The sequence below is a fragment of the Campylobacter concisus genome (assembly GCF_003048605.1).
GTDB classification, from domain to species: Bacteria; Campylobacterota; Campylobacteria; order Campylobacterales; family Campylobacteraceae; genus Campylobacter_A; species Campylobacter_A concisus_BM.
The window spans coordinates 74,675-99,372 of sequence record NZ_PIRX01000008.1 but is presented as its reverse complement, the minus strand read 5'-3'; the positions used below and the strand labels follow the sequence as shown (position 1 = coordinate 99,372).

The following is a 24,698-nucleotide window of genomic DNA, read 5'->3' as shown; positions in this document are numbered from 1 at the left end:
AAGGATAAAAATGAGAACAGAACAAATCACAGCAAGAGCGCTAAAACAAGTAGGAGATGATAGATATAAGCTTTCACTTATCGTTGCAAAGCGTGCAGAAGCACTAGCAAATGGTGCTATAGTTTTAGTTAATGCTGATACTTCAAAGATGAAATTTGCTGACATCGCACTACTTGAAGTGGCTGAGGGCAAAATAGGCTTAGAGGCAATAGTTGAAGGAAAATAGTCTTTTTTTAGAGCAGTTAATTGAGCAAATTTTAGCTTGTAAAAACGTTTCAGAAGCGATAAAACTGCTCTTTTCTCTTTGTGAGAGAAGTGAAATTTTAGACAAAGCCGTAGATAGCTGCGTCACATCTCACGCTGGACAATACCGCAAAAGCGGCGAACCATACGCCATCCACCCCATCTTAGTAGCCTCTATCGTAGCAAATATGGGCGGCGATGAGAGCATGGTCATAGCTGCACTTCTTCATGACGTGGTCGAAGATACCGACGTAACGCTAGGTGAGCTTCAGGCCGAATTTGGCGATGAGGTTGCAAAGCTGGTTGAGGGACTTACAAAGATAGTTGCCATTAGAGAAAACAAGCTCGCAAGCTCAGATAGCAACGAAAAACTGGCAAGCTCGGCGCTAACTTTTAGAAAGATGCTCTTAATCTCCATAGAAGACGTGAGAGTCCTTGTCGTAAAGCTTTGCGACAGACTTCACAACATGCTAACTCTTGAAGCGCTAAGGCCTGAAAAGCAAAAACGCATAGCCGAAGAGACGCTTATGGTCTATGCTCCGATCGCTCATAGGCTGGGAATTTCATCGATCAAAAACATGCTCGAAGATCTAAGCTTTAAGTATGCGATGCCAGAAGAATACGCAAAGATCGATAGCTACCTAAACAAAAACAAGCAGCAGCTTAGCCTAAAACTAAATGCTTTTCACGAAAAGGTAAGTCAAATTTTGCTTGAAAATGGCTTTATCGAGGGCACTTTTGAGATACAAAAACGCATAAAACACTACTACTCGATCTATCTAAAGATGCAAAGAAAGGGCATTTCTATCGAAGAGGTGCTTGACTTGCTTGCCATTAGGATCATCGTGCAAAAACCGCTTGATTGCTACCTTGCGCTTGGAAATTTGCATATAAACTTTAACCCTCTCATCTCAAGATTTAAAGACTATATCGCGCTTCCAAAGCAAAATGGTTATCAAACGATACACACAACCATTTTTGATAACAAAAGCATATTTGAGGCGCAAGTTCGCACTTATGATATGCATAAAACCGCTGAATACGGCGTTGCCGCTCACTGGAAATATAAAAACGGCGAGGGCAGCCTCTTAAATCCAAAGCTTGACTGGCTAAATGACATCAGCATGCAAAATAGCGAGAACGAGAGCAACGTTGAAGAGCTATATGAATACGCAAAAGATAGCCTTTATATCGAAGATATCGCAGTTTATTCTCCAAAGGGCGAGGTCTTTACGTTGCCACGAGGTGCTACGGCGCTTGATTATGCTTATGAGATTCACTCAGAGATTGGACTTTACGCAAAAGAAGCTTATATAAACCGCGTTAGGATGCCACTTCTAACAGAGCTAAAAAATGGCGACATCGTTAGGATAGTAACTGGCGAAGAGGCTAAATTTCGCTGTTCATGGATAAATAGCGTGCGAACAGGCAAGGCAAAGGCGACGATAAGGTCATTTTGTAAGCAAAAGATAAGAGATATAAACTACAAAATGGCGATAGATATCTTAAAATCAGTATTTAATGTCTCAAAAGATAGAATTTTAGAGTGGGTAGAGAGCGAAAATTTAGGCAAAAAGGTCTTTCGTGCAGCAACTGATAGTGAGTATCTGCAAGAAGTGGCAAATATGCTTAAAAAATACATCAGAAAAGAGCGTCCATTTATGATCTCTTTGGGCGACAAATACCAGATCAAAAAGCAAAAATTTGAAAACATAGTGATCTACTCAAACCACAAAATTTCAAATGTCGAGTTTGATTATTGCTGCAATCCAAAAAGGGGCGATAGCATAGTTGGCTTTAAAAATGGTCACACCGTGACAGTGCATCACAAGCTTTGCGAGCGCGCTGGCAAGCTCATGGATAAAGGTGATGAGATCATCTTTGTCAAATGGACGAGAAATGCCCCGCATAGGTATAAAATTTTATTAAATTTAGAAAACAGAAAAGGTGCGTTGGCTGAATTTTTAACATATCTTGCTAGACTTGATATAAATTTAGCTACAATCTCGCTAAACGAAGCAAATGATCTTAGCGGAGATACGTTTGAAATAAGCGTCGAAATAGCAGAAAACATTGATGCAAACGAGATCAAAGAGAAGATCAAAGATAGATATAAGATTATTGATTTTGTTTCGCAAAGCGACCCATATCATAATTAGGAGAGAAAAATGGTTCAAGATATAGACGATATTTTACAAGAGATAAACCGCGGCGTTGCCGAGATGATCGATGCTGAGAGAGTTGAAAATTTGGTTAAAAATTATTATGAAAAAGGCGAAAATTTCTACGTAAAAGCAGGTTTTGACCCAACAGCTCCAGACCTTCACCTAGGTCACACAGTCGTTTTAAACAAGATGGCTTTGCTTCAAAAACACGGCGCGATCGTGCAGTTTTTGATAGGCGATTTTACCGCTCAAATAGGCGATCCAACAGGCAAGTCAGCCACTAGAAAAAAACTAGATCAAGAGACCGTTTTAAAAAATGCCAAAACCTATGAAGAGCAAGTTTTTAAAATTTTAGATCCAAAAAAAACTGTGATAATGTTTAACTCAAAATGGTCAAATGAGCTAGGAGCTGCTGGCATAATTGAGCTAACTAGCACATTTTCAGTAGCTAGAATGCTAGAGCGAGATGACTTTGAAAAGAGGATAAAAGCGGGCAATCCTATATCAATCTCTGAGTTTATGTATCCGCTTCTTCAAGGATATGATAGCGTTGCTATGAAGTGCGACATCGAGATGGGTGGCACAGATCAGAAATTTAACCTTCTAATGGGCAGAACTTTACAGCGAACATATAATATCGGTAAAGAGCAAGCTGTCATCATGATGCCACTTCTTGAGGGGCTTGATGGCGTAAATAAGATGAGTAAGAGCCTTGGCAACTATATCGGCGTAACTGAAAGTGCAAATGATATGTTTGCAAAAACACTTAGCATAAGTGACGAGCTTATGTGGCGCTGGTACGAGCTACTAAGCACAAAAACTCTTGGCGAGATAGAAGAGCTGATGAACGACGTAAATAGTGGCAAATATCATCCAAAAAAGGCAAAAGAGGATCTTGCTTATGAGATAACAGCGAGGTATCACGGCGAGGAGGCGGCAAAGGCTGCTATGGCTGAATTTAACAGCGTGCACTCTCAAAATCAGCTCCCAACTGATATGAAAGAATTTAGCTTAAAAGCGCCGATTTGGATAGTTGAAGCCTTATCTCAGTGTGGGTTAAGCGAGTCAAACTCTCAAGCAAGGCGAGATATAAAAGCAAACGCAGTTAGCATCAATCAAGAAAAAATTAGTGATGAGCAGTTAAAATTAGGAGCAGGCGAGTATATCTTGCAGGTTGGAAAGCGTAAATTTGCGAAGATAAAGGTTGAATAAATGGAGTTAAAGCCATTAAAAATAGGTAAATACGAGATAAAATACCCGATATTTCAAGGCGGTATGGGGCTTGGCATCAGCTGGGACAAACTAGCTGGCAATGTGAGCTTAGAAGGCGGTCTTGGTATAATTAGCTCAGTTGGCACAGGCTACTATGAAAACCGCAAATTTATAGATAAAGAGCTAAATGCAAAGCCTTTTGGAAGCGAAAATTTCTACTCCACAAGAGGGCTTCGAGCAGTCATAGAAAATGCACGTAAAATTTGTGGCGACTTGCCGCTTGGCGTAAATATAATGTATGCTGCAAACGACTACGCAAGGGTGGTTAAAGATGCCTGCGAGGCTGGTATAAATATCATCGTCTCAGGTGCAGGCTTGCCTACAAATTTACCTGAATTTACACAAAATTTTAAAGAGATAGCACTTGTGCCTATCGTCTCAAGCGCAAAAGCACTAAAGATCATCTGTAAGCGCTGGCTTCAAAGATACGAGCGCTTGCCAGATGCTGTCGTGCTTGAAGGACCGCTAAGTGGTGGCCATCAGGGCTTTACATACGAGCAGTGCCTTGATCCTGAGTTTTCGCTATTTAACCTTATCCCACAAGTAAAAGCTGAGATCAAAGAGTGGGGCGACTTCCCTCTCATCGCGGCTGGCGGAATTTGGGATAAAAACGACATCGAAAAGGCGATATCACTTGGAGCAAATGGCGTCCAAATGGGCACACGCTTCATCGGCACTCACGAGTGCGACGCAGACATCGGCTTTAAAGAGGTCTTGCTAGCAGCTGAAGAGAAAGACATCGAGCTTATAAAGAGCCCAGTTGGCTACCCAGCTCGCGGGATAAGAACAAATTTGATAAATTTAGTCGATAAAAGAATGGGTCCAAAGATCCAGTGCATAAGCAACTGCGTGAGCCCTTGCCAAAGAGGCAAAGAGGCAAAGCAGGTGGGATACTGCATCGCGGATAGGCTATTTGACGCATATAGTGGCAAAAAAGAGAGCGGGCTATTTTTCACGGGAGCAAACGGCTACAAACTAAAAGAGCTAATAAGCGTAAAAGAGCTAATGCATAAGCTGGTACATGGTGAATGAAACGGGTTTTAATATCTCTTTTTCTAGCATTTAGCTTTCTTTTTGCGGCGACAAATTCGGAGACTTTTGCCAAATTTGATAGAAATTTTATGGCTCTAAACAGAAGTGCTAAGATCAAGCTTCACAACGATATAAAAAATATCTACGTCGATGCGATCATTAAAAATGATAAAAACACGAAAAAGCAGGCACTTACTAGGCTAATAACCAGCTCAAAGGCGCTTGGCTTTGACTCAAGCGCATATATAAGAGACCTAAATGCGATAAACGGCGTAAAAGGTGCCAGCGCACCAGCGGTTTTGCCAGCTTTAACGTTACTAAGTGCCACAAAGGTAAATGACACCTTGGTGCTTAAATTTAACACAAAGCTAGATACCGAAAGGCTAAAAACATCGTTTGCCAAACAGCAAAATGCCTACAAAAATATCATGGACATTGATGGCAGGCTAAATGGCAACCCACTAACATATAAAAATTTCATCTCAGACTACATCCACATCTCTCAGTATGATAAAAACACCGTCAGGATCATCTTTTCTGACAAGGTGCAAAAGACGATAAAAGCAAATGCGACAGGGGATTTGCTAATAATCAGCGCTCAAAATTTCATCTCAAATGAAAATGTAAGAGCGCCACTTCATAAGCTTAAAAATAAAAATGAAAAGCCAGCGCAAAGTGCAGTAGAGCCAAATTTAAAGTCTGAGCCAGCACAAAGTGAGCCAGTAGAAGAGCCTTTGCCTCCAGTTGCGGCGGGTAAGTTTTCACGCAACAAAACGATCGTCATCGACCCAGGGCATGGCGGCACAGACCCTGGCGCAGTAAATGGCAGTTTAAAAGAAAAAACAGCCGTTTTAGGTGTAGCCAAAAAGCTTGGTGAAATACTAAAATCTCGTGGCTACAAGGTCTATTTCACCAGATCAACTGATGTTTTTATAAATTTAAGATCAAGAACAAAATTTGCAAACGACAAGATGGCAGACCTCTTTGTATCCATCCACGCAAACGCCGCTCCAAACGCTGCTAAAGCAAAGAGCATGCACGGCATCGAGACATTTTTCTTATCGCCTGCAAGGAGCGAGCGCAGCAAAAACGCAGCCGCACTTGAAAATAAATCAGACATTGAAGAGATGAACTACTTTTCGCAGCAGACATTTTTAAACGTGCTAAACCGCGAGAAGATCATCGCCTCAAACAAGCTTGGTATCGACATCCAAAAAGAAATTTTAGCAAGCGCTAGAAAGGTCTATGCAGCCAGCGACGGCAGCGTGAGAGAAGCGCCATTTTGGGTGCTCGTGGGCGCTCTTATGCCGGCAGTTCTTGTCGAGATCGGCTATATCACGCATCCAGTCGAGGGTGAAAAACTCTTTAACGAGGCCTATCAAAAAGCCCTTGCAAATGGCATCGCAAATGGCATAGATGGATATTTCGCAAAAAATAGATGAAAAATGCAAATTTAAGCTTCAAAGGGCAAATTCCATTTAACGAAGAGTTTGGCGATATCTACTTTAATACCGAGAAGCCTTGGCTTGAGAGCGAATTCGTCTTTGCGAGCGCACTTGATGAAATTTGGCAGAGCAAAGATAGCTTTATAGTCGCTGAGACTGGCTTTGGCGCTGGGCTAAATTTCTTCACACTTTGTAAGAAATTTAAAAATAGTCCCAAAAAACTTCACTTCGTTAGCATCGAAAAAAGCCCCATTAAAAAAGAAGATATTTTAAAAATTTATGAAAATTTAGGCATTTTTAAAGCTTATGCTAAAAAGCTAGTTTCGCTCTATCCGCCACTAATTTCTGGCATACACCGCATAAATTTCGCGCCAAATATCACCCTTGATCTTTGCTACGGCGAGGCAGATCAAATTTTGTCTGAGCTTGATTTTAGTGCTGATATCTGGTTTTTAGACGGCTTTGCCCCAAGTAAAAATGGCTCGATCTGGAGCGAGGAGGTCTTTAAGCAGATCGCAAGGCTAAGCAGGATTGGCACCATAGTTAGAACCTACTCGTGCGCAAAAATGGTAAAAGTTGGGCTAAAAAATGCTGGCTTTTTACTGAGCCTAAAAGAGGGCTACGCTAGAAAACGCCAGATGAGCAGCGCCGTGCTAGAGAAAAAGGATGAAAATTTAAAGGACGCTTGGTTTGCTAGGTGCGAGCCAGTTGCCAGCGTAAAAGGCAAAACAGCGCTTATTATAGGAGCAGGAGTGGCTGGGCTTGCCACTGCTGGCGAGCTAGCCAAAAATGGCTTTAAAGTAGTGATAGCCGAGGCAAAGAGTGAGGTCGCGACAAATGGCTCAGGTAATCACTGCGGCGCCTTGATGCCATTAGTTACGAAGCCTGGGGTAAATTTAGGCCGCATGCACATAAATGCGTTTTTGCAAGCAGTGAGATTTTACAAGGCAAATTTGCCAAAAAGTCTCATCAAATTTAATGGCTGCATCGACTATGCGTTTGATGATGAGCTAGTTAAGCGATATGCCTCATGGCAGGATCAAAGCGCGGAGGATGTTTTTAAATTTGATGAGAGCTTAAAGCCATATCCTGGGATATTTATAAAAAATGCGGCTTATGCTAGACCAAGAGAAATTTGTAAATTTCTATCAGGCGGTTTTGAAATTTTATTTAACCACGAGTATGAGAGCAGGACACATCTGAAAAATGGCAAGATAAGCGTTAAATTTAAAAATAAAAAAAGCTTGGAGGCTGATATCTTAGTCTTTTGCACAGGCAGCAAAAGTAGTGAAATTTTTAAAGACTATGACATGCAAATAAGCAGCGTCAGAGGTCAAGTCACGCACCTAAAACCAGTGCTAAAAAACACCCTGCCACTAAGTGCAAAAGGCTACATCTGCCCAGCCGTAAAAGGGGTGCAAGTCATCGGCGCAACCTACGCTAGAAATGAAATTTGTGACATGCCAAAAGATGAGGATAATGCTAAAAATTTAAGCGACGTGAGCGAGTTTTTTGACACCAGAGAAGCCACCATCATCGGCTCACGTGTGGGATATAGAAGTTATAGCGGAGATAGATTTCCGATAATCGGCGCTTTGCACGATGAGGAGTTTTACAAGCAAAACTACAAAGGGCTATTTTGGAGCAAAAATAAAGACAATAACCAAAAAGCAAGCTACGAAAAAAATCTCTTTGTAAATTTTGCTCACGGCTCGCGTGGTCTTGGTACGGCGATACTTGGAGCAAATTTGATAACCGATCTTGTGCTTGCACGCCCCCTTTGCATAGAAAGGTCGCTATTTTTTGAGCTTCATCCTGCTAGATTTTTGATAAGAAAGCTAAAAAAGGGACTAAAATAGTCAAATTCCTTAACATATGTTAAGAACTGTTATCAAAACTTGCATTATAATCCTTCGCAAAAAAAGGATACAACTTGAGCAAAATTTATAATCTCGACAAAGACACAAAGATAGTTGAAAAAAGCGTCGTTAGCAAAAGGCTCTTTCAAAACAAAAACGTAAGTGTCGATATATACGCATTTGACGAGGGCGAGGAGCTTGATCACGAGATGCTTTTTATAGACAGCCTTGCCTTCGTCATTGATGGCGAAGCGCAGCTTGAATACGGCGAAAAGCAGATGAAGCTTGGACGCGACGAAGCCTGCCTTATCGAGGCAAAAACCTGGCGAAAGCTCAAATTTACAAAGAAAACAAAATATTTACTAATAGATTTTAAGGAGAATGTTATGATAGATCATTTAGACAAAGCGAGTATTTTTAGCCTCGCAGATGCCGTTAGCTACGAGAGTGGCAAGATAGTTAGCAAGACGCTTGTCAAAAACGAAAATGGCTCGATGTCGCTGCTTAGTTTTGACAAAGACCAAGAGCTCTCAACTCACGCAGCACCAGGCGATGCGCTACTTATCGCGCTTGATGGCGAGCTTGATTTAAAGATAGCTGATGAGAGCTTTCATCTAGTAAAAGGCGATAGCATTGTGCTCCCTGGCAAGGTCCCGCATGGCCTAAAAGTGAAAGACAAATTCAAAATGCTTCTAATCGTCACAAAAGACAAAATGTAAAATAAGCCCTATTTTAGGGCTTTTATCTTTTATAAATCACATTAAATTTACCCTTAATAACCCAAAAAGCAAAGTCATAATATAATCCCTTTAAAATTTAAAGAAGAGCTATGAAAAAAGAAAATTCCAAACTATTTTTACTGCTATTTTTGGGCGCGCTTTCAGCTTTTGGTCCATTTGTCACAGACCTTTACCTGCCAGCACTTCCAGCCATAACTGAGTGGTTTGGCACAAGCGTTCCAGCAACCCAGCTAACTCTTACGACCTCGATGGCAGGCCTTGCGATCGGCCAGCTAATAGTTGGTCCAATCAGCGATAAATTTGGCCGAAAAACACCACTTACCATCTCGCTCATCATCTACACGATTAGCACTATTTTTATATTTTTTGCGCAAAATATCCAGTTTTTTATCTTCATGCGCATCATCCAAGGCCTTGCAAGTGCGGGCAGTCTCGTCATCTCAAGAGCCGTTGTGAGCGACCTTTACAAGGGTCACGAGATGACAAAATTCTTTAGCCTTATGATGGTTGTAAACGGCCTTGCTCCGATACTTTCGCCAATAGGCGGCAGCTTGCTACTTAAATTTACCGACTGGCGCGGCATCTTTATGGCATTAACTATCATTGGCATTGTGCTATTTGTCGCAAATTTTTACTTCAAAGAGAGTCTAAGCCAGCGAGACCGCCTAAAAGTGCCTTTGCTTCAGACTTACGGCGTCTTTGGCAAAATTTTAAGAAAAAAGAAATTTATGCTATTTATTGCGATCCAGACATTTACGATGGCTGCGATGTTTGCCTATATCGCGGCATCGTCTTTTATCTTACAAGAGTTTTACTTGCTAAGCCCAGTAAGTTATAGCTTTTGCTTTGCGGCAAATGGCCTAGCCATCGTCATAGGCGCTAGGCTTGCAAGCTTGCTAAACGAGCGAAAAGCGCTAAAAACTGGGCTTTTTGGCACCTTGTTCGCTAGTATTTTTATAGCGTTTATGCTTTGCTTTAAATTTGAAGTGATCGGCGTTATCATCGCATTTTTCTTGCTTTTGCTCTTTACTGGCTTTATCTTACCAACTGCCTCATCACTCGCGATGAGTGAGGGCAGAGAGTACGCGGGCTCAGCCTCAGCGGTGCTTGGATTTTGCCCATTTTTCTTAGGCGGCATCATCTCGCCACTGGTTGGCCTTGGTGACATTTTTTACTCGACTTCAATAGCTATTTTAGCTTGCAGCGTGCTTGCCTTTATCTCATTTTTAAGGCTAAAAAGAGTTGCGTAAAATTTATCTTGTCTCAAACACAAAAACAGCCGATGAGAGCATTGTAAATTTAAGCGTTAGTAAGATAGAGTTTTTGAAATTTGAGATAAATTTAAGCGAATATGACGCGCTTGTGGCAACTTCAAAAAATGCCTTTAAGGCTTTAAAATTTAATGGCATTTCGCCTATAAATTTGCCAGTTTTTGCTATCGCAAATAGTTGCGCAGTGGCTGCAAGAGAGTTTGGTTTTAGTGAAATTTACACTGGGCAAAATGCTCATGGAGATGACTTTGCAAGAGAAATTTTGCCACTTTTAAAAGGCAAAAAGGTGTTTTATCTAAAGGGCAAAGATAGCGCTTCAAATTTCTTAGAAATTTTGCAAGATGGCGGCGTAAATATAAAAGCGGTCATTGCCTATGAAAATGTTTTAAACCCTTGCAAAATGGAGCTAAAACCGCCAAAAGATAGCATTTTGATATTCGCATCTCCGATAAATGTGAGAAATTTTCTTAGTATTTTTGGCTGGGACGAGAGCTATCAGACGATAAGCATCGGAAAGGTCACTGCAAAAGAGCTAAAATTTACCACGCCAATAGTGAGCCAAAATCAAGATATAAACGCTTGTATCGCACTTGCCAAAACGTTACTTTAAGCAAAGAATTTATATAATTTTATTGCCTGAGTGAAGCGAGTCAGCATTTTACGGGGTCCAACACTTTTTTGTTAGCGAAAAGGTATGGGTGCCTTGCGATGTGGCTTCGTTTGAGCCTTAAACAGCGAGAAGTTGCAACCTTTTGGTATCCATCTATTTGCAAGATTGGCTTTGTTTATGGGCCACTCTTTTATGCGACGCCCACTTGGGTTTTTAAATTTACGGAGATAATATGAACATTCTCATAATAGGAAGTGGCGGCCGCGAATACGCCATCGCTCTTAAGCTAAAAAGTGAAAAAAACGATATAAATTTATACTTTGCGCCTGGAAATGGTGCGACCTCACGCCTTGGCGAGAATTTAAACATAAAAGACTTTCATGAACTAGCAAATTTTGCCAAAAAAAATAGTATCGAACTAACTATCGTGGGACCTGAAGCGCCTCTTAGCGAAGGCGTGGTGGATATCTTTAAAGAAGAGGGCTTGCTCATCTTTGGACCAAGCAAGGCAGCAGCCAGACTTGAAGCTAGCAAGGCCTATATGAAGGACTTTTTAGCTAGAAATAACATAAAAACTGCAAAATATTTAAACACAGACGACAAAGAAAAAGCATTTAAATTTATTGATACATTAAGCGTTCCGATGGTCGTAAAGGCTGACGGGCTTTGCGCTGGAAAAGGCGTGATCATCGCAAATTCTAAAGAAGAGGCCAAAGAGGCAGTTAGCGATATGCTAAGTGGGGCTAGCTTTGGTGATGCTGGTAAATTTGTGGTGGTTGAAGAGTTTTTAGACGGCTTTGAGCTAAGCTTTTTTGCTATTTGTGACGGCGAAAATTTCGTAAGCTTGCCAGTGGCGCAAGACCACAAGCGCTTGCTTGATAACGACGAGGGTCCAAATACTGGTGGTATGGGTGCGTATGCTCCAAGCCCGCTTGCTTCAAAAGAGCTAGTAAAAAGAGTAGAAGAAGAGGTGGTAAAACCTACGTTAAAAGGGATGAAAAACGAGGGCAGTCCGTTTTGCGGAGTGCTTTTTGTGGGGCTGATGATCGTAAAAAATGAGCCTTATGTGCTTGAGTTTAACGTGAGATTTGGCGATCCTGAGTGCGAGGTATTGATGCCTTTGATAGATGGAAATTTGAGTGAAATTTTACTAAATGCTGCAAAAGGCGAGCTAAAGCCTATTAGCTTAAAAGATGAATTTGCTGTTGGCGTCGTAATGTCTAGCAAAAACTATCCTTATAAAAGCAGCCCAAAGGCTAAAATTTCAGTATTAAATGATGTAAAAGACGCCCATATAGCTTACGCAGGTGTGAGCAAAGAGGGTGATGAAATTTACGCAGATGGTGGTAGAGTGCTAGTCTGCGTGGCGACTGCAAAGAGCATAAAAGAGGCACGTGATAAGGCCTATGAGCTTTGCGAAAATGTCAAATTTGACGGAGCGCACTTTAGAAAAGATATCGCGTGGCAGGCTCTAAAATGAGTATGCAGATAGAAGAGAAGCTTCAAAACGAAGAAATTTCACTTGCTCCTTTTGCTAAGAGGATCATGGCGTTTTCTATCGATGAGATCATAGTTTCGTTTCTTTTTATGATCATCTATTGGGAGCCTCTTTCTACTAGCACCAACTATGATGACGCTAGAAATTTGGTATTAAATTTATTTTGGCAAGTGGTTGCTTTAAAAGTCATCTATCACACATTTTTTGTTTGGTATTATGGCGCAAGCCTCGGGCAGATGATAACAAAGACGATGTGCATAAATGTAGAAATTTTAGATAAGCCAAATTTAACTCAAAGTCTTGTTAGGGCGATATTTAGGATAGTTAGTGAAGCTTGTTTTTATCTTGGCTTTGCGTGGGCACTTTCAAACCCTGCAAGGCAGACGTGGCAAGACAAAATAGCAAAAACAGTGGTGATAAATGCGTAAAATTTTATTTTTAATTCCGGTTTGTGTTTTTAGTTTAAGTGCAGCAGTGCAAGATGTGCAGCTGTTAGCTGATGATGTAAAGCAAGATAAGGGCATCGTAACGGCAAACAAAAACGTCGTAGTATATTCGCAAGAGTATCTTGTGACGGCTGATTGTGCTGTTTATGATCAAAATAACTCAGTCATTGAGCTATTTGGCAATGTCAATATGATGAAAGGCAAAGATGAGGTTTCTCGCTCAAACTACGCTAAGTTAAATTTAAAAAACAACAACGCTGCTTTTGAGTCACTCTTTATGATGAATAAAGACATGGAAGTGTGGATGAGAAGCGATGAGAGCAGCTCTGATAGTGAGTACTACAGAGTAAGAAAGGCGATGGTTTCAAGCTGCAACGTCCAAGATCCTGACTGGAGCATCACCTCAAGCTCAGCCATGCTAAACAAACAGAGTAAATTTCTGCACCTTTTTAACCCGGTCTTTCGCATAGCAAATGTGCCAGTCTTTTACCTGCCATACTTTGGCTTCTCAACTGATACCACAAGAAGGACAGGCCTTTTGCCGCCAGAGCTTGGATATGGCAAGTCAGAGGGCTTTTACTACAAACAACCAGTCTATTTTGCACCTTATAATGAGTGGGATCTGGAGTTTGATCCGCAGATAAGGACAAACAGGGGCGCTGGAATTTACGGTGCTTTTAGATTTACTGATTCGCCTGATTCAAGAGGTGAGATCAGCTTTGGTTCATTTACTGATAAAAACAGCTACCGAGCCAAGCAAAAAAGCGAGACTTCAAACAGAGCTGAGCTAAAAAACAAAACTCACAAAGGTGTCGGGCTAAAATATGAAAGAGATAAACTCATAAAATACCTTAGCGAGGCAGATCTGCAAGAGGGCATGTGGATAGATGCAACCAAACTAAATGATATAGACTATCTAAATTTAAAGGGCAGGGACGATGACTATGACTCGCTTGTGACCTCTAAATTTAACTACTTCATAGCAAATGACGATCACTACTTTGGTGCCTATGCGAAATACTACATAGATACTGAAAAGATCGGCTCAAAGAACGAAAACAAAGATACGCTTCAAGAGCTTCCATCGCTTCAGTATCATAAATTTACAGACGATATAGTCTTGCCAAATATCTTATATTCAATCGATCTTCAATCGCATAGATATGATAGAAAGATAGGCGTTAGAGCAACTCAGTATGAATTTACGCTGCCAGCTTCAGTGCATGTGCCACTGTTTGATGATAGCCTAACATTCTCGTTTTACGAGTACCTTTACGCTTCAAGGATAAACTACGAAAATAAGATAAATTCATTTGATGACAAAAGAGAAGATAAGCACGCAAATTTTGTAAATAACTACCATAAATTTGCCCTTCACACAGACCTTGCAAAGGCGTATGAGAGCTTTTATCACACTTTAAATTTTGGTGCTGAGTATTTGCTACCAGGCTATAGAAAAGGAAATTTAGACGACGAGTTTATCTATGACAAAGATCTAAATGAGTATGAAAATTTCTTAGCTCAAGATCAGAGCAAAGAGGAAGTTTCTGGCTATTTGACGCAGTATTTCTTTAACGGCAGCGGCAGAAAGGTCGTCAAACACAGTATCTCACAAGGCTACTACACAAAAGATGATGAGTATTCAAATTTAAAAAATGCCATCTACCTATATCCGTTTGAGAATTTTAGCGTTTATAACAAGCTTGAGTACTCGCACAAAGATAGAGAGCTTAAAAAGGTGCAAAACGGACTTTACTATACGCACGATCTATTTTGGATAAATATGCTCCACACGATGAAAAAGAGCGACAGCAAGGCTAAAAATAGTGCAACAAAAGATAGCTACTTTACCAGCAGCGCTGGCGTGAAGCTCCCTCATCAATATAGCCTAATTGGCGGCTGGCAATACGACCTTGAGAGAAGCTACACAAAGAGCTGGAGAGTTGGCGTGCTTCATCAAAGAAAGTGCTGGAACTACGGGCTAATTTATCAACACGATGTCGAGCCAACAACAACGACAAATGGCTCAGCCTCAACTAAGAAAAGCGGCATCTACTTTACTATAAATTTCTACCCGATGGGCGGCTTGCACTATGATTTTTCACAAAGTAGCACCGCTTCATCAAGTAGCAAATAAGATGGCTAGATAATGGCAAGCGTTAAATTTAAAGATCAACTAGATGCAGCCAATAAGCTCATCGAGATCTTGCCAAAAAAAGAGCTAAATGACGCTAAGACGATAGTTCTTTGCATGTCGCTTGAGTCAGTTATCCTGACTGATGTGGTTTGCAGGGGGCTAAATTTAAGCTATGAGATGCTCTTTAGCGAGCCAATCCCTGCGCCAAACAACAGTGAATGTGACGTAGCGATAGTTAGCGAAACAGAAGATATCGTACTAAACGATCCTCTCATAAAAGCTTTTAACATAAGCTATGACTACATCTACGGCGAGGCGCATAGAAAATATGAAGAGAAAATTTTAAAAAATGTCTATAAATACAGAAAAGGAAATTTGATAGGAGAGCTAAAGGGGAAGAATATTTTACTAATCGATGAGGGGTGTGAGACTGGCATGACGGCACTCATCTGCATAAAGACGCTGCTTGATGTGAAGGTAAAATCCATCTCATACGCAACGCCGATGATAGCCACTGATGTCTTTGCAAATTTAAATGATATGGTCGATGAAATTTACACGATAAACAAGATCGTTGATTTTATCGATGTGGATTCGTATTACGAGAAAAAGATCGAGGCTACGAGCGAGCGCATCATGTCGATATTAGAAGAGAGCCCTCACTATTTACCGTTACAAAAACAACAAGGAGATAAAAATAATGCAATATAGTATAGAAGTCAATAATCAGGTCGAAATTTTTGACCTTAATAAAGTAGCTAAACAAGCTAGTGGGGCAGTGCTTTTAAGGGTGAAAAACACCGTAGTTTTAGCAACTGTGGCAAGAGAAGATGTGCAAGTTGAAGAGGACTTTTTGCCTCTAACGGTGCAATACATCGAAAAAGCTTACGCTGCTGGTAAAATCCCAGGTGGTTACGTCAAGCGTGAGACCAAGCCAGGCGACTTTGAGACACTAACGGCTCGCATCATAGATAGATCACTTCGCCCACTTTTCCCAAAAGGCTACGCATACCCAACACAGATCGTTGTCATGGTGCTTTCAGCTGATCCTGAGGTTGATTTACAAGTTGTGAGCCTAAATGCGGCTTCAGTTGCACTTTACCTTAGTGACATCCCTGTAAATCGCCCAGTTTGTGGTGTAAGGGTTGGCTATATAGATGATAAATTTGTTATCAATCCAAGCAACTCTGAGCTAAAACAAAGCGCGATCGATCTTTATGTTGCTGGCACAAAAGATGAGCTTTTGATGATCGAGATGAGAAGCTTGCCTCAGCAAACTACGCAGCTCATACCGATGGTAGCGATCGAGCCGATGATAGATCCTAGCCTAAGCGATAGCATGGCGCAAAAGCAAGTGATGAATGAATTTAGCGAAGATAAGATGGTTGAGGCGATCGACTTTGCTGGCAAAGCGATACTAAGAGCTAGCAGCGCTTACGAAGAGGCGTTTAAAGAGCATAAAAAAGAGGATGCCGCACTTGAGCTAAAACCAGAGATAGAAAATGAAAATATCGCTATTTACATCGATAAATTTTATAAAGCAGATGTTAAAAACGCGATCAATCAAATGGCAAAGAGCGAGCGTGCAAGCGAGCTTGGCAAGATAGCTAAACAAATTTCAAGCGATGAGGTAGCTCAAAAAGAGGGCTGGGACGAGGCTGTCATCTCAAATGTCCTTGGTAAATATAAAAAGAAAATAGTAAGAGAGCAGATCATAAACGAGGGCGTTAGAGCCGACGGACGTGGGCTTGAAGAGGTTAGGCCTATTAGCATCGAGACAAATGTCCTTCCAAACGCTCACGGCTCATGCCTCTTTACAAGAGGTCAAACTCAGGCGCTAGTTGTCGCCACTCTTGGCACAGATAGCGATGCTCAGATGTATGACATCCTAACTGAAAAAGCTCCTTTGGTTGAGAAATTTATGTTTAACTACAACTTCCCAGGCTTTAGCGTCGGCGAAGCAAGCCCACTTAAAGCTCCTGGCAGACGTGAGCTTGGACATGGCAATTTAGCCAAACGTGCCCTTGCACCAAGCATCGATCTAGCTTCTCCGTATACGATAAGAGTCGTTTCAGAAATTTTAGAGAGCAACGGCTCAAGCTCAATGGCTAGCGTTTGCGGTGGTTCGCTCGCACTTAGAGCGGCTGGGGTCAATACCCAAAAACTAGTCGCTGGTGTTGCGATGGGTCTTATATTTGAAGGCGATAAGCACGCTGTTTTAACCGACATCATGGGTCTTGAGGATCACGACGGAGATATGGACTTTAAAGTTGCTGGCACAAGTGATGGCATCACAGCGCTTCAGATGGACATCAAGCTTGGAGGCATCAGCCTAGAAGTGCTAAAAGAGGCGCTTTATCAAGCAAAACGCGGCAGAGAGCACATCCTTGCTCTAATGACACAGGCTGATAAAAATATAGAGATAAACGAAGATGTACTTCCAAAACTTGAGCTATTTAACGTTGATCCAAGCAAGATCGTAGATATCATCGGTCAAGCTGGCAAGACTATAAAAGAGATCATCGAGAAATTTGAAGTTTCGATCGACCTTGATAGAGAAAAAGGCGAGGTCAAAATCGCAGGCGGCGCTAAGAAAAACGTCGATGCAGCAAAAGACTACATCATCTCTATCACTTCAAAAGAGAACTCTCGCTCATTTGGCAAAAAGCCGTTTAAACACGACAAAGACCGCGTAAAACCGACATTTAACATAGGCGATGAATTTACAGGAAGCGTAAAAAGCGTGGTTGATTTTGGAGTATTTATCGAGCTAAAAGACGGTGTTGATGGTCTGCTTCATATCTCAAAGATAAAGAGCCCATTAAACGTAGGCGATCAGGTAAAAGTGTGTGTGAGCGAGCAAAAAGGAAATAAAATTTCGCTCTCTTTGGTTGAATAAATTTTTAAAGGATAGATGATGAAATACAAAAAGTTGCTTTTTCCAATAGGAGCAGGGGACGATATCGAGCCAAGAATTTACGGTGCTTTAAAGGTTGCACAATGGTTTAAAGCTCACATGGAGATCCTCACTTGCCAACTAGATCCAAGCGTGGTTTATAATATGAAAATGACGCTTCGTGGTGGAGTGCTTTTTGAGGAATTTTTAAAATCAGCCAAGTCTGAGCTTGCGGTTGAGCACGAAGAGAACGAAAAGCTTTTTAATAAAATTTGCGCAGAGCTAGGCATAAAGGTGAGCGACGAGGTCATCGAAGATGTCTGCACTGCAAATTTCACGATCCATAATGGAAAAAGAAGCGCCATAGTCGAGCAAGAGAGTAAATTTTGCGATCTAGTCGTAGCTGCAGTGCCACTTGACGGCAAGATCACTGGTACATTTGAGTCAGCTGTTTTAAAAAGTGGCAAAAATGCGATCGTTATCCCAAGAAAGATGCGTGATTTTAAGGCTGATAATATCCTTGTAAGCTGGACAGGAACAACTCAAAGCTCAAGAGCCCTAACTGGCGCGATCGATCTTTTAAAGAGCGCTAAAAAGGTTCAATGTATCACTTCAAAAGCAAGCCTTGGCGATAACGCCGAGCTAAATCTTAAAAAACTTGAAGAGTACTTTAAGGTTCATAATATCAGTGCTAGTTTTGAAGTTATAGCAACTACAACGATACCTGGCGAGGCACTTTTAAAAGCTGCAAATGATAGAAACGCAGACCTTATCGTAGCTAGCAGATACGGCGAAAACGGACTAATGGAGATGGTCCTTGGCGGAACATCAAGATTTTTCTTAGAACATACAAATATCCCAGTTTATCTATAATGGATTGCGGCTTAGTCCGCGATCTAATTTTTTTGCTTTGCAAATTTTAAAACTTTACTCACTCGCCTTAGCAACTTACTAAATTTAGGTCTCGTAAAACTCACCACTAAATTTAGAAGCGTGATATACTCGCTCATAAATTTTAAAATTTGATGGAGGCTTTTTTTGAATAGAACGCATGCAGTGCGAAGCGCTGGAGCATGCACTTTGAACGTGCGAGGGGGATTGGTGGATTTAAAAAGGTGGATAAGGGGACGGCTTTGCTTCGTAAGCTCGCAACTGCAAGCAGACCGTAATTTAAGTCCCCTTGTCTCCCTTTTGAATAAAAGTATCGCAAATGAATTTTTATATTTTTTTCAAATTTTAAACTTTCATTCGCTCGCAAGAATTGACTACTAAAATTTGGCTTCGCTTACAGCTTAGCTCAAATTTTAGAGCCGAAATTACTCGTTCATGAAATTTTAAAATTCGCATGACACGTACCTGACTTAACAAAGCAAATTTTAAAATCTTACTCACTCGCATTAGCAACTTACTAAATTTAGGGCTCATAGTCATTCGCCACTAAATTTAGAAGCGTGATATGCTCGTTCATAAATTTTAAAATTTGAGAAAACTTTTTTAGACAAATAAATTTGAAAATTTGATCAAGCTGTTTTTGCAAATTTTAAAGCTCCCATTAAGCTTTCATCAAGCGCCTTATTAGCCAAAATTTTGTAAAATCCGCTCATTAAAAAGGATAAAAAATGAGTGAAAATTCTGGCTTTACACACCTACATTTACACACCGAATACTCCCTACTAGACGGAGCAAACAAGATAGAAGAGCTAGCTCATACGCTCCATGACAGAGGTGACACGGCAGCAGCGATCACGGATCACGGCAACATGTTTGGCGCGATTGATTTTTACAAAAAGATGAAAAAAAATGGGATAAAACCGCTAATTGGCATCGAAGCTTATGTGCATAACGGTGAGCAGCTTGACGACAAGAGCACCAAACAGCGCTTTCACCTCATCCTAATCGCCAAGAACGAGACTGGCTATAAAAATTTGATGTATCTTAGCTCCATGAGCTATATCGAGGGCTTTTACTACTATCCTCGTATCAATAAAAAAATCCTAAAAGAGCATAGCGAGGGCCTAGTTTGCAGCTCTGCTTGCTTGCAGGGCGAGGTGAGCTGGCATCTAAATTTAAGCGAGCGTAACGTTAAATTTGGCGCTAAAGGCTACGAGCGGGCAAAAGAGGTCGCGCTTGAGTATAAAGAAATTTTTGGAGATGACTTTTACCTTGAGATCATGCGCCACGGCATCGGCGATCAAAGGCGCATAGACGATGACATTTTGCGTATCGCAAAAGAGACTGGCATCAAGGTCATCGCCACAAACGACACCCACTACACTTTTAAAGAAAGAGCCGCTGCGCACGAGGTTTTCATGTGCATCGCGATGAACAAAACCTTAGATGATCCAAACCGCCTTCGCCACAGCGTCCATGAGTTTTTTGTTAAAAGCAAAGAGCAGATGAACGAGCTATTTTTAGACATCCCTGAAGTGATAGAAAATACCCAAGAGATCGTGGATAAGTGCAACCTTGAGATCAAGCTTGGCAACCCAACTCCGCCAAATTTTAAATTTACTCTTGAGTGCGCTAAGGAGAGAAATTTGACACTCCCAGAGCCAGAAAACAGATATAGCTTCAAAAATGATGCTGTATTTTTCGAGCATGAGTGTAGAAAGGGTCTTGAAGAGAGGCTGAAATTTGTCCCAGAAAATTTACACGAAGAGTATAGAAAGCGCCTTGAGATAGAGATCGGCATCATCAATAAGATGAATTTCCCAGGATATATGATGATCGTTTGGGACTTCATTAATGAAGCCAAGCGCAGAGGCGTGCCAGTTGGTCCAGGCCGTGGCTCCGCAGCTGGTAGCTTGGTCGCTTACTCGCTAAAGATCACCGACCTTGATCCTATCCCATACAACCTGCTTTTTGAGAGATTTCTAAACCCAGAGCGCGTTAGTATGCCAGATATCGACGTGGATTTTTGCCAAAGCAGACGTGGCGAGATCATCGACTACGTCACGCAAAAATACGGTAAATTTAACGTTGCTGGCGTTATTACATTTGGTAAATTGCTCGCAAAAGGTGTCATTAGAGATGTCGCTAGAGTCTGCGATATGCCTTATGCGGAGGCTGATGCGATGGCAAAACTTATCCCTGATGAGCTTAACATCACGCTAAAAGATGCTTATGATAAAGAGCCAAAGATAGCTGAGCTAATAAGCCAAAACCCAAAGGCGGCTAAAATTTGGAAATTTGCCCTTGACCTTGAGGGGCTAAATAGAAACGCCGGCCAGCACGCAGCGGGTGTTGTCATCTCAAACGAAGAGCTTTGGAACAAAACCCCGCTATTTCGCCAACCAAACAGCCCAGAAGATCGCTTTGTGACGCAGTATAGCCTCAAATACCTAGAAGACGTTGATTTAATAAAATTTGACTTTCTTGGCCTTAAGACGCTAACGGTTATCGATAATGCGATAAAGCTCGTTAAACTGCGCACTGGCAAGGACATCATCTGGGAGCAGGTCGATAAAAACGACTCTGGCGTTTATAAAATGATACAAAGTGGCCAAGCCATCGGCATCTTTCAGATAGAGGGCGAGGGCATGAGAAAGCTAGGAACTAGCCTGCGCCCAGACTGCTTTGAGGATATCGTCGCGATGCTAGCACTCTACCGCCCAGGACCGATGGAGAGTGGCATGCTTGATGACTTCGTCAAAAGAAAACATGGCGAGGCGGATATAACATACGCATTTAAGGAGCTTGAGCCGATCCTTGCGCCAACATACGGTGTCATCGTCTATCAAGAGCAAGTCATGCAGATCGTGCAGGCCATAGGCGGCTTTAGCTTAGGCGGTGCGGACCTTGTGCGCCGTGCGATGGGTAAAAAGATCAAAGAGGAGATGGATAAGCTAAAGGGCGAGTTTGTAAAAGGCGCTGAGGCCAAGGGGCTAGACGGCCAAAAGGCGGACGATCTTTTCGAGTTGATCGTTAAATTTGCAGGGTACGGCTTTAACAAGTCTCACTCGGCAGCCTACGCTTATGTTACATTTCAGACTGCTTATTTGAAGGCTTACTATCCGGCTGAATTTATGGCGGCACTTCTAACAAGCGAGGAGAGCAACGTCGATAAGATCGTTCGCTACATCGATGAGATAAAACGCATAAACATCGATACTTTGCCGCCATCTATCAACAAATCAACCAAAGAATTTAGCGTCGTTAAAAATGGCGAGCACGATGGCATTATCTTTGGGCTTGGAGCGATTAAAGGCGTTGGTGGAGCGGCAATTGAGAACATCATCGCTGAGCGCGACGCAAAGGGCGAGTTTAAGAGCATGGATGACTTTGTCTCAAGGATCGATCCATTTAAGGTCAATAAAAAGGTCTTTGAAAGCCTAATAAAAGCTGGCTGCTTCGATGAGTTTGGCTTTAGCCGCAAGATGCTTTTGCAAAATGTAGAAAATATCGTAGAAGCTTGCAAAAATGCATCCCAGATACGTAAAAATGCGGCTGAGAGCCTCTTTGGCGAAGATGATAGCATGAATGATGTGAAGATAAATTTCGTCACTATAAATGATGAATTTGACATCAAGCAGATCTTGAAATTTGAGCAAGAGAGCGTTGGTATCTACCTCTCAGGTCACCCGCTTGATGACTATAAAGATGAGATAAATAAGATCAAATACACGCTAAGCTCGGAGTTTGAGACCTTGCCACAAAGCGCTGAAATTTTGGTGGTCGGCAAGATCGAGGACTTTAGCACGAGGATCACAAAAAGCGGCAAAAAAATGGGCACTATAAATGTGCTTGATTTTCACGGTAACATCGAGATCGCAGTCTTTGAAAGGGAGCTTGGCAACATCGAAGATATCGTAAAAGACGAGGCAAAGCGCGATCTGCCTTATGCATTTAGGATAAATATCTCGCGCGACGATCAGTTTGTAAGGACAAATTTAAACGAGGTCTATAGCCTAGAAGATGCGCAAAATTTAGACTTTAAGACTAGAAAACTAAAGCAAAACTCTAAATTTAGCAAAAATGAAGAAGCGAGCGCCCCTCAAAAAGCAAGAGAGTATGCCGAACTAGAGGTGCTTTTGATGCTGAGCGAGCTTAGCAGGCAAAAGCTGGAGCAAATTTACTCGCTAGTTTTTAGCAAAAATGCTCCAAATAATCAAAAACGGCTAATTTTGAAGATAAAAAATGAAGCAACTGGCGAAATTTTCATCTATAAGACTGAGTTTATCGTAAGTGATGATGTGGGCGAAGAGATAGAAAAGCTTGCGGCTTCGGCGTAAATTTAAGGACAAGAGATGTTTGATATTTTTAGAAAAAAGGGCCATTTTTTAGATGAGCTTGGTGTGGATAAGTCTAGCTGGAATGAGCTTTTTAGCGCTTGCCTTGGTAGAGCGATGCTGCTTCAAAAGAGATTATTTAAGCAAGTGGTTGAGGCTAGCAAGTGGCAGGCTGACTTTGAAAGTGGCAAAATTTACTTTGACAAGCAGGAGTTTGATATGCAGTTTATCGGCTCTGAGAGCTTTTCGTCAAACACTTGGCTTTGGGGATATGAAAATGTAAATGGCTTTGATGAGCGCTTGCTTGCTCTTGCAAATAGGGCGCGTGAGTTTGGGGAGAAATTTGGGCTTGAAGCGTTTAGCACGGCGCAGTTTGAGCTAGATGAAAATGTAAATGGTCACACAATTAGCATGGTTGCTTGCGTGGCACTTGGCGAGGAGCTAAGCTACTATAAGATCGATTACGACGGAGGTGCTGCATACGTGGCATTTATGGCGGAGGCCATTTTTAAAGAGCCAGTTTTAGCAAACGAAGTAGTGAGCGTAGTAAATGAGTGTATAAGTGCCTATGAGCTAGACCACAAGCTTTTTATAAAAGGACTTTTGCTGGGCAGCGAGATAAAATTTAGCGAAAACAAAGATGAGATCGTAGCTAAGTTTAAAGATGAACTTAGCTTTAAATTTGATGATCTTAATAGGCTCGTAAATATTTCAGGTGCGATTTAGCAATAATTCAGCCATATTTTTAAGCCTAAATTCATAAAGCAAGTTTGAAATTTTATCTGCTGAGCTTAAATTTAGTCCTAGATCACTTGCTAACATTTTGTAATAAATTTGAGGATTTTGGCTTAGATCAATAGGCGGCGACTTGGAGCTTTTAGAAAGCTTTTTGGCTCCGTCTAAAAGTAGCTTGTGGTGGATAAATTTAGCATTTAAAAAGCCAAAATTTAGCCTTTTTGCAAGGTATCTCTGAGCTAGCGTGCAAGGCAGCAAGTCCTCGCCTCTAACGACCAAATTTACCCCCATATCCTCATCGTCTATGACGCTTGCGAAGTTGTAAGCTGGGGTAAAATCCTTTTTATAAATGACAAAATCACCCATCTGCGCTGCCACTTGCCTACCAAGCTCGTCGTTTTCATCCACACTTAGTCTGATAGCGGTTTTATCTTTTATAAAATTTAGCTTTTTATCTTTGCAAATTTTAGTGTAAATGCCGTTTTCATAGGCATCTTTGGTAGCTCTTGTGCACTCACAAATGTAAATTTCATCTAGCTTTTCAAGTGCATTTTTATATCTTTTGGCTCTTGTTTTGAAGCTAAAATTTTGCTCAAAGTCGTCTACACTTTTAGCACCTTTGTCATAGCAAAGTCCCAGAAATTCTAAGACATCAAAGATATTTTGAACAAATTCGCGCCGGTATCTGCCAAGGTCATAATCATCAATCCTTAAGTGCAAAACGCCGCCCAGTGAGCGCGTCAGAAGATAAGTCAAGATGAAATTGTAGGCGTTGCCAGCGTGTAGGTAGCCACTTGGCGTCGGAGCTATGCGAGAGACTATGCCACCAGATGGTGGCAAATAGTCATTAATCCCTTGGTCTAGCCTCATTTACTCTTAAAGTGCGTCCGCCAAGTTCTTTTTCATTTAGTGCGTCGATCGCCTTTTGGCCCTCGTTCGCGTCGTCCATTTCAACAAAGCCAAAGCCCTTTGAGCGGTCTGTCTCTCTATCTTTTACGATTTTTGCGCGCCTTACTTCACCAAATTGTGCAAAAGCTTCCTTCAACTCTGCCTCTGTCGTTCTATACGACAAATTTCCTACATAAATGTTCACAGGATTATTCCTTAAAAAAATTATCGAT

At 41.5% G+C, this 24,698-nt stretch carries 19 protein-coding genes; 17 read left to right on the top strand and 2 right to left on the bottom strand.

Going from position 1 to position 24,698, the window contains the following annotated elements:
• Positions 1-10: 10 nt before the first annotated feature.
• The 17 genes from CVS86_RS07955 to CVS86_RS07865 all read left to right on the top strand — a co-directional run bounded on the left by CVS86_RS07955 (position 11) and on the right by CVS86_RS07865 (position 23,568).
• Complete coding sequence (locus CVS86_RS07955; RefSeq protein WP_107791538.1) at positions 11-226, top strand: DNA-directed RNA polymerase subunit omega; 216 nt, start codon at positions 11-13, stop codon at positions 224-226.
• Positions 213-2,402 carry a RelA/SpoT family protein gene (locus tag CVS86_RS07950; RefSeq protein WP_103586872.1) on the top strand — a complete coding sequence of 730 codons (2,190 nt, stop codon included), beginning with the start codon at positions 213-215 and terminating at the stop codon, positions 2,400-2,402. Before CVS86_RS07955 ends, CVS86_RS07950 begins: the two co-directional genes overlap by 14 nt.
• A gap of 9 nt (positions 2,403-2,411) precedes the next feature.
• Positions 2,412-3,620: a tyrosine--tRNA ligase gene (tyrS, locus tag CVS86_RS07945; RefSeq protein ID WP_107791537.1), complete on the top strand. Its 1,209-nt coding sequence runs from the start codon at positions 2,412-2,414 to the stop codon at positions 3,618-3,620.
• On the top strand, positions 3,621-4,712 hold the full coding sequence (locus CVS86_RS07940) for a nitronate monooxygenase (protein WP_004317256.1): 1,092 nt from the start codon (positions 3,621-3,623) through the stop codon (positions 4,710-4,712). It abuts the gene before it with no gap.
• Positions 4,709-6,154: an N-acetylmuramoyl-L-alanine amidase family protein gene (locus tag CVS86_RS07935; RefSeq protein WP_107791536.1), complete on the top strand. Its 1,446-nt coding sequence runs from the start codon at positions 4,709-4,711 to the stop codon at positions 6,152-6,154. The genes CVS86_RS07940 and CVS86_RS07935 overlap by 4 nt, the downstream gene beginning before the upstream one ends.
• Positions 6,151-8,016 carry a bifunctional tRNA (5-methylaminomethyl-2-thiouridine)(34)-methyltransferase MnmD/FAD-dependent 5-carboxymethylaminomethyl-2-thiouridine(34) oxidoreductase MnmC gene (gene mnmC, locus CVS86_RS07930; RefSeq protein ID WP_107791535.1) on the top strand — a complete coding sequence of 622 codons (1,866 nt, stop codon included), beginning with the start codon at positions 6,151-6,153 and terminating at the stop codon, positions 8,014-8,016. The genes CVS86_RS07935 and mnmC overlap by 4 nt, the downstream gene beginning before the upstream one ends.
• Before the next feature lie 74 nt (positions 8,017-8,090).
• Positions 8,091-8,735 (top strand): cupin domain-containing protein, encoded by a 645-nt coding sequence (locus CVS86_RS07925; protein ID WP_107791534.1) that lies wholly within the window; start codon positions 8,091-8,093, stop codon positions 8,733-8,735.
• 110 nt (positions 8,736-8,845) lie between these two features.
• Positions 8,846-10,006, top strand: coding sequence for a multidrug effflux MFS transporter (locus CVS86_RS07920; protein ID WP_107791533.1), 1,161 nt, complete (start codon positions 8,846-8,848; stop codon positions 10,004-10,006).
• Positions 9,999-10,637 (top strand): uroporphyrinogen-III synthase, encoded by a 639-nt coding sequence (locus CVS86_RS07915; RefSeq protein ID WP_107791532.1) that lies wholly within the window; start codon positions 9,999-10,001, stop codon positions 10,635-10,637. The genes CVS86_RS07920 and CVS86_RS07915 overlap by 8 nt, the downstream gene beginning before the upstream one ends.
• A 232-nt stretch (positions 10,638-10,869) precedes the next feature.
• Positions 10,870-12,117, top strand: coding sequence for a phosphoribosylamine--glycine ligase (gene purD, locus CVS86_RS07910; protein ID WP_107791531.1), 1,248 nt, complete (start codon positions 10,870-10,872; stop codon positions 12,115-12,117).
• Entirely contained in the window at positions 12,114-12,563 is a 450-nt protein-coding gene (locus CVS86_RS07905) for an RDD family protein (protein ID WP_002941696.1), read from the top strand. The genes purD and CVS86_RS07905 overlap by 4 nt, the downstream gene beginning before the upstream one ends.
• A complete protein-coding gene (locus tag CVS86_RS07900; RefSeq protein ID WP_107791530.1) occupies positions 12,556-14,718 on the top strand; it encodes an LPS-assembly protein LptD in 2,163 nt (720 codons plus the stop codon). Before CVS86_RS07905 ends, CVS86_RS07900 begins: the two co-directional genes overlap by 8 nt.
• Positions 14,719-14,730: 12 nt before the next feature.
• The gene (locus CVS86_RS07895; RefSeq protein WP_002941705.1) at positions 14,731-15,429 is read left to right on the top strand and encodes a sodium:proton antiporter; all 699 of its coding nucleotides are present in this window, start codon (positions 14,731-14,733) and stop codon (positions 15,427-15,429) included.
• Positions 15,419-17,617 carry a polyribonucleotide nucleotidyltransferase gene (locus CVS86_RS07890; RefSeq protein ID WP_107791529.1) on the top strand — a complete coding sequence of 733 codons (2,199 nt, stop codon included), beginning with the start codon at positions 15,419-15,421 and terminating at the stop codon, positions 17,615-17,617. The genes CVS86_RS07895 and CVS86_RS07890 overlap by 11 nt, the downstream gene beginning before the upstream one ends.
• Before the next feature lie 18 nt (positions 17,618-17,635).
• Complete coding sequence (locus tag CVS86_RS07885) at positions 17,636-18,487, top strand: universal stress protein (protein ID WP_087582804.1); 852 nt, start codon at positions 17,636-17,638, stop codon at positions 18,485-18,487.
• 746 nt (positions 18,488-19,233) lie between these two features.
• On the top strand, positions 19,234-22,845 hold the full coding sequence (gene dnaE / locus CVS86_RS07870) for a DNA polymerase III subunit alpha (protein ID WP_107791527.1): 3,612 nt from the start codon (positions 19,234-19,236) through the stop codon (positions 22,843-22,845).
• Between the two features lie 15 nt (positions 22,846-22,860).
• Positions 22,861-23,568 carry a DUF6882 domain-containing protein gene (locus CVS86_RS07865; RefSeq protein ID WP_107791526.1) on the top strand — a complete coding sequence of 236 codons (708 nt, stop codon included), beginning with the start codon at positions 22,861-22,863 and terminating at the stop codon, positions 23,566-23,568.
• On the opposite strand, the gene CVS86_RS07860 is transcribed toward CVS86_RS07865, so the two are convergent.
• A complete protein-coding gene (locus CVS86_RS07860; protein ID WP_107791525.1) occupies positions 23,554-24,447 on the bottom strand; it encodes a glutamate--tRNA ligase family protein in 894 nt (297 codons plus the stop codon). The two genes, CVS86_RS07865 and CVS86_RS07860, sit on opposite strands and share 15 nt — an antisense overlap.
• Positions 24,425-24,670, bottom strand: coding sequence for an RNA recognition motif domain-containing protein (locus tag CVS86_RS07855; RefSeq protein ID WP_009294719.1), 246 nt, complete (start codon positions 24,668-24,670; stop codon positions 24,425-24,427). The genes CVS86_RS07860 and CVS86_RS07855 overlap by 23 nt, the downstream gene beginning before the upstream one ends.
• Positions 24,671-24,698: the final 28 nt, after the last annotated feature.